Origin of the sequence: Oceanicaulis sp. (assembly GCF_965249665.1) — a bacterium.
In the GTDB taxonomy this organism is placed as follows: Bacteria; Pseudomonadota; Alphaproteobacteria; order Caulobacterales; family Maricaulaceae; genus Oceanicaulis.
In genome coordinates this window covers 2,803,106-2,818,670 of record NZ_OZ252247.1, presented here as the reverse complement: position 1 = coordinate 2,818,670, position 15,565 = coordinate 2,803,106, and the positions used below count along the sequence as shown (strand labels likewise).

The 15,565-nt window shown below is 62.1% G+C and carries 17 protein-coding genes; 11 read left to right on the top strand and 6 right to left on the bottom strand.

Going from position 1 to position 15,565, the window contains the following annotated elements; all coding sequences use genetic code 11:
- Nucleotides 1-4: 4 nt before the first annotated feature.
- From ACP154_RS13575 to ACP154_RS13565, 3 genes are all read right to left on the bottom strand, one after another.
- Complete coding sequence (locus tag ACP154_RS13575) at nucleotides 5-772, bottom strand: MlaE family ABC transporter permease (protein ID WP_107713455.1); 768 nt, start codon at nucleotides 770-772, stop codon at nucleotides 5-7.
- Complete coding sequence (gene alr, locus ACP154_RS13570; protein WP_421858255.1) at nucleotides 769-1,860, bottom strand: alanine racemase; 1,092 nt, start codon at nucleotides 1,858-1,860, stop codon at nucleotides 769-771. The genes ACP154_RS13575 and alr overlap by 4 nt, the downstream gene beginning before the upstream one ends.
- A 62-nt stretch (nucleotides 1,861-1,922) precedes the next feature.
- Nucleotides 1,923-3,404 carry a replicative DNA helicase gene (locus ACP154_RS13565; RefSeq protein WP_107713453.1) on the bottom strand — a complete coding sequence of 494 codons (1,482 nt, stop codon included), beginning with the start codon at nucleotides 3,402-3,404 and terminating at the stop codon, nucleotides 1,923-1,925.
- A gap of 229 nt (nucleotides 3,405-3,633) precedes the next feature.
- On the opposite strand from ACP154_RS13565, the gene ACP154_RS13560 reads away from it, so the two are divergent.
- Nucleotides 3,634-4,185, top strand: coding sequence for an RNA polymerase sigma factor (locus tag ACP154_RS13560; protein ID WP_421858258.1), 552 nt, complete (start codon nucleotides 3,634-3,636; stop codon nucleotides 4,183-4,185).
- On the top strand, nucleotides 4,178-4,549 hold the full coding sequence (locus ACP154_RS13555) for a DUF6768 family protein (RefSeq protein WP_421858261.1): 372 nt from the start codon (nucleotides 4,178-4,180) through the stop codon (nucleotides 4,547-4,549). Before ACP154_RS13560 ends, ACP154_RS13555 begins: the two co-directional genes overlap by 8 nt.
- 65 nt (nucleotides 4,550-4,614) lie before the next feature.
- Here ACP154_RS13555 and rplI read toward each other — a convergent pair whose 3' ends face one another.
- From rplI to rpsF, 3 genes are read right to left on the bottom strand one after another with little or no spacing between them, the layout of a single operon-like run.
- Nucleotides 4,615-5,232: a 50S ribosomal protein L9 gene (rplI, locus tag ACP154_RS13550; protein WP_107713450.1), complete on the bottom strand. Its 618-nt coding sequence runs from the start codon at nucleotides 5,230-5,232 to the stop codon at nucleotides 4,615-4,617.
- A gap of 14 nt (nucleotides 5,233-5,246) precedes the next feature.
- Nucleotides 5,247-5,501, bottom strand: a complete 255-nt coding sequence (rpsR, locus tag ACP154_RS13545; protein ID WP_022701996.1) for a 30S ribosomal protein S18 — start codon at nucleotides 5,499-5,501, stop codon at nucleotides 5,247-5,249.
- Nucleotides 5,502-5,514: 13 nt separating this feature from the next.
- Complete coding sequence (rpsF, locus tag ACP154_RS13540; protein ID WP_421858264.1) at nucleotides 5,515-5,865, bottom strand: 30S ribosomal protein S6; 351 nt, start codon at nucleotides 5,863-5,865, stop codon at nucleotides 5,515-5,517.
- A 247-nt stretch (nucleotides 5,866-6,112) separates the two neighbouring features.
- Here rpsF and fabD point away from each other — a divergent pair, with 247 nt between their 5' ends.
- The 9 genes from fabD (at nucleotide 6,113) to ACP154_RS13495 (ending at nucleotide 15,554) form a co-directional block, all read left to right on the top strand.
- Nucleotides 6,113-7,054 (top strand): ACP S-malonyltransferase, encoded by a 942-nt coding sequence (gene fabD, locus ACP154_RS13535; protein WP_421858267.1) that lies wholly within the window; start codon nucleotides 6,113-6,115, stop codon nucleotides 7,052-7,054.
- Between the two features lie 6 nt (nucleotides 7,055-7,060).
- The gene (fabG, locus tag ACP154_RS13530; protein ID WP_107713447.1) at nucleotides 7,061-7,798 is read left to right on the top strand and encodes a 3-oxoacyl-[acyl-carrier-protein] reductase; all 738 of its coding nucleotides are present in this window, start codon (nucleotides 7,061-7,063) and stop codon (nucleotides 7,796-7,798) included.
- A gap of 186 nt (nucleotides 7,799-7,984) precedes the next feature.
- On the top strand, nucleotides 7,985-8,221 hold the full coding sequence (locus ACP154_RS13525) for an acyl carrier protein (protein WP_009800441.1): 237 nt from the start codon (nucleotides 7,985-7,987) through the stop codon (nucleotides 8,219-8,221).
- 15 nt (nucleotides 8,222-8,236) lie between these two features.
- Nucleotides 8,237-9,526 carry a beta-ketoacyl-ACP synthase II gene (fabF, locus tag ACP154_RS13520; protein WP_421858270.1) on the top strand — a complete coding sequence of 430 codons (1,290 nt, stop codon included), beginning with the start codon at nucleotides 8,237-8,239 and terminating at the stop codon, nucleotides 9,524-9,526.
- Between the two features lie 14 nt (nucleotides 9,527-9,540).
- A complete protein-coding gene (gene mltG / locus ACP154_RS13515) occupies nucleotides 9,541-10,593 on the top strand; it encodes an endolytic transglycosylase MltG (RefSeq protein WP_421858272.1) in 1,053 nt (350 codons plus the stop codon).
- A 15-nt stretch (nucleotides 10,594-10,608) separates the two neighbouring features.
- Nucleotides 10,609-11,490 (top strand): YicC/YloC family endoribonuclease, encoded by an 882-nt coding sequence (locus tag ACP154_RS13510; protein WP_421858274.1) that lies wholly within the window; start codon nucleotides 10,609-10,611, stop codon nucleotides 11,488-11,490.
- Nucleotides 11,491-11,495: 5 nt separating this feature from the next.
- Nucleotides 11,496-12,152 (top strand): guanylate kinase, encoded by a 657-nt coding sequence (gene gmk / locus ACP154_RS13505; protein WP_107713443.1) that lies wholly within the window; start codon nucleotides 11,496-11,498, stop codon nucleotides 12,150-12,152.
- A gap of 65 nt (nucleotides 12,153-12,217) precedes the next feature.
- Nucleotides 12,218-13,477, top strand: a complete 1,260-nt coding sequence (locus ACP154_RS13500; RefSeq protein ID WP_421858276.1) for a DUF2254 domain-containing protein — start codon at nucleotides 12,218-12,220, stop codon at nucleotides 13,475-13,477.
- 88 nt (nucleotides 13,478-13,565) lie between these two features.
- Nucleotides 13,566-15,554, top strand: a complete 1,989-nt coding sequence (locus tag ACP154_RS13495) for a S9 family peptidase (protein WP_421858279.1) — start codon at nucleotides 13,566-13,568, stop codon at nucleotides 15,552-15,554.
- The last annotated feature ends 11 nt before the right edge of the window (nucleotides 15,555-15,565 follow it).

Below are 15,565 nucleotides of genomic sequence, written 5' to 3'. Positions count from 1 at the left end.
ACGATCACACAAACAGGGAGGTGAGCAGATAATTGGCGGCGAAGATCAGCACCGCCGCGGCGACGACGGCGTTGGTGGCGGCCCGGCCCACCCCTTGTGCGCCGCCCTGGGCGTAATAGCCATGATAACAGCCCATCAAGGTGAGGATGAAGCCAAACACCGCCGCTTTGATCAGGCCGGATATGATGTCCCAAGTCTCCAGGAAGTCCCAGGTGTTGCGCACATAGATAGTGGGATTGAAGTCAAGCGAATGCACGCTGACCAGATAACCGCCGTAAATGCCGATAATGTCCGCCGTCGCCACCAGTATGGGCAGCACCAGAACTCCCGCCAGCACGCGTGGCGCGATCAGATAACGCATGGGGTCTGTGGCAAGGGTATGCAGCGCGTCGATCTGTTCGGTGGCGCGCATGGCGCCGATCTCAGCCGCGATGCCTGAGGATACCCGGCCCGCCAGCATCAGGGCGGCGATGACCGGGCCCAGCTCGCGCACAATGCCCATGGCGACGATGTTCGGCACGAAGCTTTCCGCGTTAAAGCGCGAGCCGCCCGTGTAGATGTTGAGCGCCAAGGCGGCGCCCGTGAACAGCGCCGTCAGCCCAACGACTGGCAGGGAAAGAAAACCGATCTTGATGAGCTGTTGAAGGAGCTGACCGCCGAAATAGGGCGGGCGGACCATGGCCGCCAGCGCATGACCCGCGAACAGGGCGACAGCCCCGGCTGAGCGCAATAGCGCGAGCAAGCCGGCTCCGATGGCGCGAAACGGGTTCATGGCGCTCCCTTGTAAATGCGCTCCGCCCGGGCGCCGAGCCCGGTCAGGATTTCATAGGGCAAAGTGCCGTCCAGCGCCGCCGCCTGATACAGGTCCGGCCCAAAAAACTCAGGCACGGCGCCTTGGGCGATGTCGGCTTCCAGGCCTGTGACGTCGATCATGGTCAGATCCATGCTGAGCCGTCCCACAATAGGGGCGCGTAATCCGTTGATGCGTGCGCATCCTGACCCGGACAGCGCCCGGGGCAAGCCATCTGCGTAGCCTGCCGACACTGTGGCGATCAGCCGTGGCGAATGGGCCACATAGGTTGCGCCATAGCCCACCGTATCGCCCGCATCGATCTCGCGCAGCTGTAAGATCGGCGCTTGCAACGTCACGACAGGCTCAAACGGATTATCCGCATTCAGGTCAGCCGTCGCGCCATAGAGCCCGATGCCGGGCCGGGTCAGGTCAAAATGATACCGCTCATCGAGCAAAACGCCGCCGGTATTGGCCAGGCTCAGCCGTGTATCGGGCAGGGCGTTGATTAGGGCCGTAAAACGCTCCAGCTGGCGAAGGTTCTGGGCTGACGCCGTCTCTTCAGAACAAGCGAGGTGGCTCATCACCAGTGAGACGTCGAGCGTTTGCAAGGCTGTCAGCAAGCCGCTGATATCGCCCGCGCCATAGCCCAGCCGTGCCATGCCCGTGTCGATGTGGACCGCGCACGGCCCCACAGGATTTTGGCGAAACTGCGCGGTTTCACCCGGTTGGTTCAGCACGGCGCCCAATCGGTGTTTGGCGTAGAGCGGACGGTCTTTCGCGCGATAGCCGGAAAACACCCAGATGTCGGGCGTGGGGTCCGCCAGCGCTTCACGCACTTCGACGCCTTCTTCCACGCTGGCGACAAAGAAGGTCCGCGCGCCGTCTTTCATAAGCCGTCGCGCCACAGGCCCCGCGCCCAGCCCATACGCATTGGCTTTGACCACGGCGCTGGTTTCAGCGTCTGGGCTGAGCTTTTGCAAGGCTTTGAAATTGCGCGACACCGCGTCCAGATCAACGATCAGGCGCGCACGGGTATTGTCAGGCGAAGGGGTAGCGAGAACAGACATCTGACGCTCTATGTGGCTGTGCTCGCGCCGGGGAGCAAGCGCTGGGGCGCAGCTCACGAACGCTAGTCGTGATCCTGACGCCCAGTGTAGTCGAGATCGGAGAACTTCGTGCGATCAGGGTCGAACGCCACTTTCACCGAGCCGATCGGGCCGTGACGCTGCTTGCCGATGATAACATCCGCCTGATTGCGGATCTCACGCATCTCGTCTTCCCAGGCCAGATGCTGCTCGGTGCCTTCCTTGGGCTCGAGGCGCTCAAGGTAATAGCTTTCGCGATACACAAAGAGCACCACGTCGGCGTCCTGCTCGATCGAGCCGGATTCGCGAAGGTCAGAGAGCTGGGGTTTCTTGTCCTCGCGTTGCTCCACCTGACGGCTGAGCTGCGAGAGCGCGATAACGGGCACAGACAGTTCTTTCGCCAGCGCTTTGAGCGCCTGAGTGACTTCCGAAATTTCCTGCACCCGGTTCTCGCCCGAGCTTTTCGAGCCGGTGACCAGCTGCAGATAGTCCACCACCACCATATCAAGCCCGACCGTTCGCTTGAGACGGCGGCAGCGCGCCATCAGCGAGCCGATGGGCAGGCCGCCCGTATCATCGATGTAAAGCGGGATGCCGGCGATCTCGTGCACGCCGTCGCGAATGTCTTCAAACTGGGCGGCGTCGATCTTGCCCTGACGGATCAGATAGCCCGAGATCCCGGTATAGTCGGCGACCAGGCGCGTCGCGAGCTGATCAGAGGACATCTCCAGCGAGAAGAAGGCGACGATGCCGCCATTGGTGGTCTTGCGCGTGCCGTCGGGTTGTTCCTCGGCCTGATAATTGCGCGCCACCGAGAAGGCGATATTGGTCGCCAGCGCGGTTTTCCCCATGGACGGACGCCCGGCGAGAATAACGAGGTCGGACGGGTGCAAGCCGCCCATTTTCGCGTCCAGCGATTTCAGGCCTGAGGAAATGCCGGACAGCCCGCCGCCGCGTTTGTACGCCGCCGAGGCGATTTCCAGCGATTTGTGGACCGCCAGGTGAAACGGTTCGAGCGCCTTGGAGGTGCCGCCCTGTTCAGCCAGCGCAAACAGGCGGCGTTCAGCGCCTTGCAGAATGTCTTCCGCGCTGTCGTCGGGGTCCGGCATATTGGCGGCGTGTGAGACTTCGTCGCCAAACCGGATCAGCTCGCGCCGCATGGCCAGATCATAGATCAGGCGGCCATACTCGCCTGCCGACGCCGGTTCGGGCGCCTCGCGCATCAGATCGGCGAGATAGACTGCGCCGCCCACTTCCTTCATTCCCGGGTCGCGCTCGAACCGGGTTTTCAGCACCACGGCGTCCGCCAGCGCGCCGGAAATGATCAGCTGGCTCGCCGCTTCATAGATGCGGCCATGCAAAGGATCATAGAAATGATCGGGCTTCAGCCAGTCGCCGACGCGGTGATACACCTCGTTGTCAAACAACAAGGCGCCCAGAAGCGCTTGCTCCGCCTCGATATTGTGGGGCGGCGCGCTGGAGGTTTCGAGCGGTGCGGGGGCGTGGTCGTAGGAGTCTGCGGTCATGGTTCTCTTTGATTAGCCCCATCGTCCGTGAAGTGCACGACTTGACCTTTTGGAGGGCCGATTTCCAACACTCCACAGCCACGTGTGGACAAGCCTGAAAGCTTTGGCCCGTCAGCGTTGAAGCCTGTGGATAGCGTAAGGGCGTCTGATGTGCGGTGAAAAAATGTCTGCGTCAATGAACCCGAAGCGATGAAGACTGCACCTTATGTCCTGAACGAGAGGACAAGGCATGAGCCAGGATCTTGAACGCGCACTGGACGGCTATCTCGCAGCCTCCGCCCGCACCGGCGACCGCCGAGCGCTGGGCGCGCTGGCGGGCCGCTGGACGCCGCGCTTGTCCGCTTTCGCCTGGCGCCTGATGGGTGATGCGGACGGTGTGGAAGAGGCCATACAAGATGCGTGGGTTGAAATTCTCAAAGACCTGCCGCGGCTTCGAGATGTGGACGCCTTTCCGGCCTTCGCCTTTCGCATTGTCCAGCGCCGCTGTGCGCGCCTGATCCGGCAGCGCCAATCCGGTCGCAAGCTCAAAGCAGGCGTGGAAGCTGAACCCCCGCCCGAACCGCCCGACATGGACCGGTCCGTGGATGCGCAGCGCATCCGCACGGCCATGCGAGAGCTACCGCCTGAGCAGCACGCCGCGCTCTGGCTCTACCACATCCAGGGTTTGACCGTGGCGGAGATCGCCGCCGCGCTCGACGTCCCGACGGGCACGATCAAGACCCGTCTCATGCATGCGCGCCGGAAAATCGCCGCGCAACTTCAAGGAGGATCCGATGAGTGATCTCGACCGCATGATTGAAGACAGCCTGCGAGAGGCCGATGGCCGTTCGCCCCAGCTCGACCTTGAGCCGGGATACTTCGCCCAGGCGCTTAGCCTGTTCACCGGCCGCACCGCCTGGGTGCACTGGATGATCATGATCGCCCAGGCGTTGATGTTTGTCGGGGGTGTTATCTGCGCCGTGCAATTCTATCAGGCCGACGCCGTTATGGAGGCTTTGCGCTGGGGGCTGCCCTCGGTGGTGCTGTTGGTTTTCGCGGCCATCTTCAAGACTGCGCTCGGCCCCCGGATGGAGACCAATCGCCTGTTGATGGAGATCAAGCGCGTGGAGCTGCGCATCGAACGCCTGCGGGCGGAGCGCGGCTAGTCCGCAAACGAAAACGGGCGGCTCTATAGAGAGCCGCCCGTGATCTGATCAGAAGATCGAAAGCCTTAGCTTTCGGTTTCTTCGGTCTCTTCAGAGGCCTCAGAGGAGGTCTCGTAATCGTCGTCGCCTTCGACGCCGGATTCAGCGAGTTCGACGGCCTGGGCTTCGGCCAGAGCGCGATCTTCATCGGCAGCCGCCGCGATCACGTCTTCACCAGCCGCCTGACGCTCGGCTTCGTCTTCAGTGCGGGCGATGTTGATGGTGATGGTCGCATCCACATCTGCGTGCAGGATCAGGCGCACTTCGTGCAGGCCAAGGGTCTTGATGGCGGTGTTCAGGTCCACCATGCCGCGGCTGACGACGAATTCCGGCGTGGAGGCCGCATCAGCGATGTCACGGGTGGACACCGAGCCGTACAGCTGGCCGGATTCAGACGCCTGACGGATCAGCACGAAGGTCGCGCCGTCCAGGTGAGAGCCTTCCTCGCGAGCCTTGGCGGCGCGCTCGGCATTGAGCTTCTCAATCGCTTCGCGCTCGCGCTCAAAGCGTTCCATGTTGGCGTTGGTGGCGCGCAGCGCTTTGGCTTGCGGCAGCAGGAAGTTACGGGCGTAACCCGGCTTCACCGTCACCACGTCGCCGATGGCGCCGAGCTTTTCGACACGTTCAAGCAGAACAACTTGCATGGTCTTAAGCTCCCTTAATCGACGGCGTAAGGCAGAAGGGCCAGAACACGGGCGCGCTTGATGGCGCGGGCGAGTTCACGCTGCTTCTTGGCCGACACGGCGGTGATGCGAGACGGCACGATCTTGCCGCGTTCAGACATGTAACGCTGAAGCAGCTTGATGTCCTTGTAATCGATCTTCGGCGCATTTTCGCCGGAGAACGGGCAAACCTTGCGGCGGCGCTGGAACGCGCGGCGGGCAGGGACGTTGGAGATAGAGATCTCAGCCATGGTCCGGGACTCCCTAGCGGCGTTCGCGGCGCTTGCGGTCTTCGCCTTTGCGAAGCACAGCGCTCGGTTCATCGTTCAGCTCGTCGACGCGGCAGGTCATGTAACGCATGACGTCGTCGGCGAAGCGCTGGCGGTAATCGAGGGCGTCAAGCACCTCGTTGCCAGCTTCCATGTCCAGATAGCCGTAATGGCCTTTCCGGTTTTTGTTCATGCGGTAAGCCAAAGTGCGCAGACCCCAGTATTCGGTCTTGTGCACCTTGCCGCCTTTTTCCTCGATCAGAGCCTTGAGCTCTTCAATCGCGGATTCCATCTGCGTCGGAGAAACATCCGGGCGCGCGATGAACACGTGTTCGTACTTGTTCATAAGACGTTGTCGTCCCTTCTAAAGGGCCGCGGCGCAAGCAACATCCGAAGGGCGGATGGTCTCACGTCGGCTCCCCTGGTCCCGCCCGACAAACAGAGCCGAGACGGACCACGACCAGAGGACCGCAGCCGGTGAAGCCGCGGTGTATAAGCGAAGGCAGGCGCGGGTGCAAGCGGGTCGAGACCTTGCCACCTCAGGCGCGCCCGGCTATCCCGCCTTCAAACAGAGTTGCGAGGGAGGACGCCGGATGGCGCTTGCATTCACATTTCCCGGACAGGGCAGCCAGGCCGTCGGCATGGGCAAGGCGCTGGCGGACAGCTTCGCATCGGCGCGCGCCGTCTTTGACGAGGTGGACGAGGCTTTGGGGCAGAAGCTGTCCCAGCTGATGTGGGACGGGCCGATCGAAGAGATCACCCTGACCGAGAACGCCCAGCCCGCCATCATGGCGGTGTCGCTGGCGGCCATGGCGGCGCTGAAATCCGAGTTTGATGAGGATGTGAGCGCAGCGAAATTCGTGGCCGGCCACTCGCTCGGCGAATATTCCGCCCTGTGCGCTGCGGGCGCTCTGTCGATTTCAGACGCCGCGAAGCTTCTGAAGCTCCGCGGCCAGTCCATGCAGAAAGCCGTGCCGGTGGGCCAAGGCGCCATGGCGGCGCTGCTGGGCGCCGAGATGGCGCAGGCAGAACAGGCGATTGCGCAGGCCTCCACAAGCGGCATCGTGACCATCGCCAATGACAACGCGCCAGGTCAGATCGTGATCTCGGGCGACAAGTCGGCCGTGGACGCCGCGATCGCGGCGATCAAGGAGATGGGCGTGCGCAAGGCGATGCTGCTGCCAGTCTCTGCGCCCTTCCATTGCCCGCTGATGCAGCCCGCCGCTGACGCCATGGCCGAAGCGCTCAAAGACGCGCAGATGTCCAACCCCTCTGTGCCGGTGGTGACCAATGTCAGCGCCGCGCCGGTTTCGGATGCGGAAACGCTGCGCAGCCAGCTCGTTGAACAGGTGACGGGTAAGGTGCGCTGGCGTGAAAGCGTCGATGCCATGCATGCGGATGGCGTCGAGCAATTTGTGGAGGCGGGCGCCAAGGTGCTGACCACCATGCTCAAGCGTCATATTAAAGCGGCTCAAGGCACAGCGCTTGTGACCGCAGACGATCTCGGAGCCTTCGCCGCTTCGCTTAAAGGATAAACCGATATGTTTGATCTTTCAGGTAAAAAAGCACTCGTCACCGGGGCCACTGGCGGTCTGGGCTCTGAAATCGCCCGTGCGCTTCACAAGGCGGGCGCGTCTGTGGCGCTGTCAGGCACCCGCGAAGCCGTGCTCAATGATCTGGCGTCCGAGCTGGGTGAGCGCACAGCGGTCTGCCCCGCGAACCTGTCAGACGCCGACAGCGTCGATGCGCTGCCCAAACAGGCGTCTGAAGCGCTTGATGGCCTGGACATCCTGATTTCCAACGCCGGCGTCACCCGCGACCAGCTGCTGATGCGGATGAAGGACGAGGACTGGGAGACGGTCATCAAGGTCAATCTTGAAGCCCATTACCGCCTGTCGAAGGCCGCCATGCGGGGCATGATGAAGCAGCGTTTCGGGCGCATCATCGGCATCACCTCCATCGTGGGCGTGACGGGAAATGCGGGCCAGACCAACTACGCGGCCTCCAAGGCGGGCATGATCGGCTTCACGAAAGCGCTGGCCCAGGAAGTCGCCTCGCGCGGCGTGACGGCCAATTGCGTGGCGCCCGGGTTCATCGAATCGCCGATGACCGACGCGCTGACCGATGACCAGAAGGCGGCGATTCTGTCGACGATTCCGGCTGGCAAGCTGGGTCAGGGATCAGATATTGCAGCTGCGTGCGTATATCTCGCCAGTGCGGAAGCCGGGTATGTCACGGGTCAGACCTTGCACGTGAACGGCGGTATGGCGATGATCTAGGCTTGATCGGTCCGGGCGCCCGGACCGACTTGCCAGACAGTGGGCGGCTGGCGTACGAGTTTTCGGCGTGTTATCAGCCCGCACGCTTCACGGGGGGAGGACTTGAACCCTCCTTGCGTAAACAACACCTAGGAAGCGCGACGCCCGCCGGGATGTCCGCAAAACAGAATTTGAAAAGGGACCGACATGTCCGACGTTCTTGAGCGCGTTAAAAAGATCGTTGTCGAGCATCTCGACGTTGAAGCCGAAAAAGTGACCGAGAAGGCTTCCTTCATCGATGATCTGGGCGCTGACTCACTCGACAATGTCGAGCTGGTGATGGCGTTCGAAGAAGAATTTGATATCGAAATCCCCGACGATGCCGCTGAGCACATCCAGACTGTCGGTGATGCGGTGAAATTCATCTCCGAAAAGCTCGGCTAAGCCGGAGCATATCTCATGTCGAAGCGTCGCGTCGTCGTGACCGGGTTGGGGCTTGTGACCCCGCTCGGCTGCGGAACTGAACATGCCTGGTCCCGGATTATCGCCGGGGAGTCAGGCTTGGCGAAGATCGAACACTTTGATGTGTCCGATCTATCCAGTCACGTGGCGGGTATTATCCCGCGCGTCGACGGGCGCAACGGCGGGGGCGAAAACGTCCCCGGGTCGTTCGACCCCGATGCGGTGATGCCCGCGCGAGATCGCAAGCGCATCGACGAATTTATCCTTTATGGAATTGCTGCGGCTGACGAGGCGCTCGCGCATTCCGGCTGGACAGCCGAGAGTGAAGAGGCCAAGGAACGCGCCGGCGTGCTGATCGGCTCCGGCATTGGTGGTCTTCAGACCATCTATGACGCTTCAGTCACCTTGCACGAACGCGGCCCGCGCAAGCTGAGCCCGTTTGTCATTCCCGCCATGCTGATCAACCTCGCCTCCGGCCAGGTTTCAATCCGTCATGGTCTAAAGGGTCCGAACCACGCTGTTGTGACGGCTTGTTCCACCGGCGCGCACGCCATCGGCGACGCCGCCCGTCTGATCGCCTATGGCGATGCGGACATGATGGTGGCGGGCGGCGCGGAAAGCGCGATTACCCGGCTGGGTTATGGCGGCTTTGGCGCCGCGCGGGCGCTGTCCACCAGCTTTAATGACAATCCCAAAGCGGCATCGCGTCCCTGGGACACCGACCGTGACGGCTTCGTCATGGGTGAGGGCGCGGGCGTCGTCATCCTGGAAGAGTACGAAGCCGCGAAGGCGCGCGGCGCGACGATTTACGCCGAAGTGCGCGGCTATGGTCTGTCCGGTGACGCCCACCACATCACGGCCCCGGCCGATGATGGCGATGGCGGCTTCCGGGCGATGAAATCAGCGCTGAAAAGCGCCGGCCTTACGCCCGCTGACATTGGCTATGTCAACGCGCACGGCACCTCGACGCCCAAAGGCGACGAAATTGAACTGGGCGCGGTTGAACGCCTGTTCGGCGATGCGGCCTCTGATCTGGTGATGAGTTCGACCAAATCCGCCATCGGCCACCTTCTGGGCGCTGCGGGTGCGGTTGAAGCCGTGTTCTCCATCCTCGCCATGCGCGACGGCATCTGCCCGCCGACGCTCAATCTGGACAATCCGTCCGTTGAGACGCCGATCAATCTGGCGGCCAAGGGCGCGGTGAAGAAAGAGCTTTCGGCGGTTCTGTCGAATTCCTTCGGCTTTGGCGGCACCAACGCCTCGGTCGTCTTCGCCAAAGCTGACTAGCGTCAGGATTGGATATGGGCGAGACGCAGACCCCCGCCACGGCCCCAGAAAAGACGCGCGGGGGTGTTGCGCGCCTGCTGATCTGGCTTGCCGGAATTCTGGTCGTAATGGCGCTGCTGGCGGCGGGCGCCGCCTATGGCGGTTGGGTTTGGATCAATCAGCAATTCGTTGCGCCCGGACCGGCCGGCGCCAATGAAACCGTACTGCTGCCGCGCGGCGCCGGTCTGATCGCCATCGCCAATCAGCTGGAGCGCGAAGACCTTGTCGCAGACGCCCGGCTGTTTCGCGTCATGGTGATGATTGATGGCGGGGACCGTGATTTGCGGGCGGGCGAGTTCGCGATCCCGGAATCGGCCTCCATGGCCGAAATTTACGACATTTTGCGTTCGGGCCAGACCATCCAGTATCCGGTGACCGCGGCGGAAGGCCTGACCACGGCGATGATCGTACGTGTGGTTGAAGCGTCTGATATGCTGACCGGCGAGATCGAGCGCGTGCCGGCCGAAGGAACGCTGCTGCCTGAAACCTATCTGGTCAGCCGGGGCGATACGCGCCAGGGCGTGATCGACCGCATGGAGGCGGCCCAGGACGCGTTGATCGCAGAGTTGTGGCCGAACCGGGCTGAGGATCTGCCCTTTGACACGCCGGAAGAGGCGATCATTCTTGCTTCCGTGGTGGAAAAAGAGACCGGCATCGCCCATGAGCGGCCGATGGTGGCGTCTGTGTTTGTGAACCGCATGCGCCGCGGCATGCGCCTGCAAAGCGACCCGACGATCATTTATGGCATCACAGAAGGCGAGCCTCTGGGCCGAGGCATTCGCCGGTCCGAACTCGACAGCACGTCCAACCCTTACAACACCTATCAGATTGACGGGCTGCCGCCGACGCCGATCGCCAATCCGGGCCGGGACGCGATCGCGGCCGTCCTGAACCCGCCAGAAGGCGAGTATTATTATTTTGTGGCGGACGGCACGGGCGGGCACGCCTTTGCCTCCACCCTGGCCGAACATAATCGCAATGTGGCGCGCTGGCGCCGGATTGAACGCGAACGCGCCCGAGGGGGCTAGCGGGAGGCTATCATCATGACGCTGTCTGGCATGACAGGCTTCGCTCGCACCGAACGGTCGGGCGCGTATGGCGCCGTTTCCGTCGAAGCGCGGTCGGTCAACGGCAAGGGGCTGGATGTGCGTCTGCGCCTGCCGCAAGGGCTGGATGCGCTTGAGAACCCCATCCGTGAGCTGGCCAAGGCGCGGTTCACGCGCGGTTCTGTGTCGCTCACCCTGACTGTGTCCGCGCCCGAAGATGCGGGGCTTGCCAGCGTCGATCAGGCGCGGCTGCAGGCCTATATCGAAGCCACGCGGCTTCTGGTGGACAAGGGCGTGTTGGAGCGCCCCTCGGCGGGCGAACTGTTGGCGCTGAAGGGCGTCATCACCTCTGAGGATGCGGTGCTGAGCGATGAGCAAACGTCGGCGCGCAACGCCGCCGTGCTCGACGCGGTCGAAACGGCGCTCGATGATTTGAAAGCCGCGCGACTTGAAGAAGGCGCGGCGCTCAAGGGCATGCTGGACGCCCATCTGGGCGAGATCGCGGACTTGCGCACCCAGGCTGCGGCCTGCGACAGCGCCATGCCAGCCGCCATCAAGGCCCGGCTCCAGGCCAAGCTTGAAGACTTGCTGGAGGGCGTGGTCGATCCTGAGCGTCTGGCCCAGGAAGCGGCGATGATGGCGGTGAAAGCGGATGTGCGCGAAGAGCTCGACCGGCTCAAAGCCCATATTGACAGCGCTCACGCCCTCATCAAGGCGGGTTCGCCCTGCGGCCGGAAACTTGATTTCCTGTCGCAGGAGTTCAATCGCGAAGCCAATACGCTGTGCTCGAAATCGAGCGACACCCAGCTCACCAATATCGGACTGGCGCTCAAGGCGACGGTCGATCGCCTGCGTGAGCAGGTTCAGAATGTGGAGTAGGCGTCATGCACGGTGATCATCTGTCCGGCCCGGTGTTTCGCGGTCAGAGGCGCGGCTTCATGCTGGTGCTGTCGAGCCCGTCCGGCGCCGGCAAGACGACCCTGTCCAAAAGACTTTTGACCCAGAACCCCGATCTGGTGCTGTCGGTCTCTGCGACGACGCGTGCGCCGCGTCCGGGCGAGAAGCATGGCGAAGACTATTATTTCATGGAGCAGGGCGAGTTCATCGCCAAGACCAAGTCCAACGAGTTTTACGAATGGGCGAAGGTTTTTGACCATTATTACGGAACGCCGAAAGGCCCTGTGGAAGAGGCGCTGGACGAAGGTCGTGACGTGATCTTCGACATTGACTGGCAAGGCGCTCAGGCGCTGGCTGAAAGCGCGCCAGAAGATGTGGTGCGCGTCTTCATCCTGCCGCCCTCGCTGAAACTGCTGCGCGACCGTCTGCACAAGCGCGCCCAGGACAGCGATGAAGTGATTGAAGGGCGGATGAACCGCGCCAAGGCGGAAATCGAGCATTGGGACGAGTATGATTATGTCGTCATCAATGACGATTTCTCGCGCGCCCTGGAAAAGCTCAGCCAGATCCTGCACGCCGAACGCCTGAAGCGCTCCCGCCACCCCTGGATTGAAGGCTTTGTCGACGCACTGATGGAGGAGTAGGGAACCGGACGCGCAGGTCAGGCGTTTGTCTTGACTGAGAGTTCTTCGCGCAGAAAGACCCTTTCATGCTGTCCAGGGCCGAGTTTATCGTCAATCGCGTGCTTCGGTCTATCTGGCTCCGCCCCGCTGCTTATGCTGCGGGCGCGGCGCTGGTCGTGCTGATCACGCCGCTGATCGACCCCTTCTTGCCCTTTGAGTGGAAAGAGCTGGTCTCGGCTGAGACTAATGAAGCGGTGCTGACCATTCTCGCGTCCAGCCTTCTGGCGGTGGCGATCTTTTCGCTCTCCACCATGGTTGCGGCCTTGCGCTCCGCGTCCAGCTCAGCCACGCCTCGCGCCCGCGCCTTGCTGGTTGAAGACGCCGCGGCGCAAAACGCCATCTCCACCTTTATCGGCGCATTCCTGTTCAGCCTGCTCGGTTTGATTGGCAGTTTGCTGGGCCTTTATTCCGGCTCTGGCAGAGTGATCTTGTTCGCCCTGACCGTGCTATTGGTGCTGATCGTCGTGGCGACTTTGATCCGCTGGCTTCAGCGCCTGTCAAGGCTGGGCGACGTCACCGAAGCCATCCGCCGTGTGGAGGAGGTTGCCCAGACCGCTTTTGATCATGCGCCTGCGGCTCATCAGATGGACGAGCCGCCGACATTTGACGACGGTGTGAACCTCTATCCCAAAGCGCCGGGATTTGTTCAGAACGTAGCGCTCGAAGACCTCAAAGCGCTCTGTGAGCGTCTCAATCTGCAAGTGATCGTTCTGGCGCCGCCGGGCGCCTTCGCGGACGCCGGGGCGCCCTTGGCCCGGTTGTCTGAACCCGTCGACCCGGCCTGTGAGGACGAGCTGTGCGCCTGTTTCAATCTGGGCTCGGATCGGGATTATCGATCTGACCCATGCTTTGGCTTGATCGTCCTGTCGGAGATCGCCTCAAAAGCGCTCTCGCCCGGGGTCAATGATCCCGGCACGGCCATTCACACCATTCGCGCCATACAGCGTGTGCTCCATAAATGGGCGGTTACATTGGCGGAAGAGGCCGATAAGGATACGGAGGCGGCGGACCGGACGCAGCGCGTGTTCCTGCCGGGCATATCCGTGCGCCATGCACTTGCGTGCGGGTTTGATCCGATCTCGTTTGACGGGGCGAACCGGCCCGTGATCACGCGCACCTTGCTCAGCGCCCTGTCGGGTCTGAAGGCACAGGACGATGCGCTGTTCGGCGACGCTGCGGATGAGCTGGCGCAGGCCATGCTCGCGCGGGCCCAATCTGCGATACCCCATGAGGCGGACAGGCAATCGCTGAGTGCAGCCGCCAAGCGTCTGGGGTTTGAGAACTGAGGATGTCATCACGCCAAAGCCATGGTGCTTCGCCAGAGTGTTAACGCGTGGTAGCCTCTCCCTAGATCAAACTCAGGGGAGGGACTCCATGACCTTTAAAGCCAGCCTGCTAATCGTCTCGAGCCTGTTCGTATTGTCCGCGTGTAGCCCTGCCTCTACGGGTCCTGCCGCCTCAGATTCGTCTGAAACGACTGCAGAGATGACGGGCTCCGTTCAGTCAGAGCCTGAGCTGGGCCATTCCGCAGAAGTGTTCTTCAACACGACTTCTTACGGCATGAGTGCGAGTTCGGGATATGCGTTTTCCAGCCAGACCGGGGAGATCCTGATCTCTTCTGACGAAACCGGTGTGATCAACGCCTATGCGCTGGACCCAGAAAGCGGCGATAAACGTGCGCTGACAACGTCTGACACCAACGCCACCTATGCGCTGTCCTGGTTCCCAGAAGATGACCGCATCCTGGTGACCGCCGATGGCGGCGGGGATGAACTGAACCATATCTACGTGCGTGAAGCGGACGGCGCCCTGCGTGATCTGACGCCAGGCGAGAACGTCAAGGCAAGCTTTATGGGCTGGTCCGCAGACGGCTCGCAGATCTGGATCAGCACCAATGAACGTGATCCGGCTGCGTTTGATCTTTATGCCTATGATGCAGAGACTTACGAGCGAAGCTTGGTCTTTGAGAACACCGAAGCGCTCTCCATGTCCGCGATCAGCCCGGATGGACGCTGGCTGGCGCTGGACCGGCCGCGCACCTCGGCGGACAGCGACATTCTGCTGGCGGATCTGACCTCGGATGAAGCGCCGGTTCTGATCACCGAGCATGAGGGCAACATCGCCTATGGCGCCTATGACTTCACGGCGGATTCATCAGCGTTGGTCTACGCGACGAATGAATTTGGAGAGTGGAATCAGGCCTGGACCTATGACCTCAGCACCGGGGAGCGCGCGCCCCTGATCGAAGCGGACTGGGATGTCATGTATGTGGGCTTTTCGCCCAGCGGCCAGTATCGGGTCAGCGCCGTCAATAATGACGGCTTCACTGATGTGACCGTGCTCGACACCGCGACGGGCGAGACGGTCAGCCTGCCTGACAGCGTACCCGCCGGTGACCTGGCCGGCGTTCGTTTTAATGAGGACGAGACCCAGATGGCGTTTGGGGTGACCTCATCGGTAGCGCCCAACAACATCCACTGGGTTGATCTTCAGACCGGAACGCATCGTCAGCTCACCGAAGCGCTCAACCCCGAACTCAAACCCGAAGACCTGGTGGAAGCTGAGGTGGTCCGCTTTGAGAGTTTCGATGGCCTCACCGTGCCGGGCATTATGTACCGTCCGCACAACGCCAGCGCAGACACCCCCGTGCCGGCTTTGGTCTGGGTGCATGGCGGGCCGGGCGGGCAAAGCCGGGCGGGCTATAGCGCGGCGATCCAGCACCTGGTGAACAATGGCTATGCTGTGTACGCCGCCAACAATCGCGGCTCGTCAGGGTATGGCAAAACCTTCTTCCACATGGATGACCGCCGTCATGGCGAGGAAGATCTGCAAGACATCGTCGCGGCGGGCGACTATCTGCGCTCCCTAGACTGGGTGCGTGACGACGCCGTGGGCGTGATTGGCGGCTCCTATGGCGGTTATATCACCGCTGCCGCTCTGACCTTCCATCCGGAAGCCTTTGACGTGGGCATCAATATCTTCGGCGTCACAAACTGGGTGCGGACGCTGGAATCCATTCCGCCCTGGTGGGAGAGCTTCCGCGAGGCGCTCTATGACGAGATGGGCGATCCGGCGACGGATGCTGACCGTCACCGCGCGATTTCGCCGCTGTTCCACGCCGACCAGATCGTCCGCCCGATGCTGGTGGTGCAAGGCGCCAATGATCCGCGCGTGCTGCAAGTAGAGAGCGATGAGCTGGTCGCTGCTGCGCGTGAGAACGGCGCCATTGTGGAGTATGTGCTCTTCCCCGATGAAGGGCATGGCTTCCGCCGCCGCGAAAACCGCATCACCGCGTCAGACGCTTATCTGAATTTCCTGGATGAGTATCTGGCAGGTGAACCGGTGATGGCTGAGGGAGAATAAGACGCCAGAAT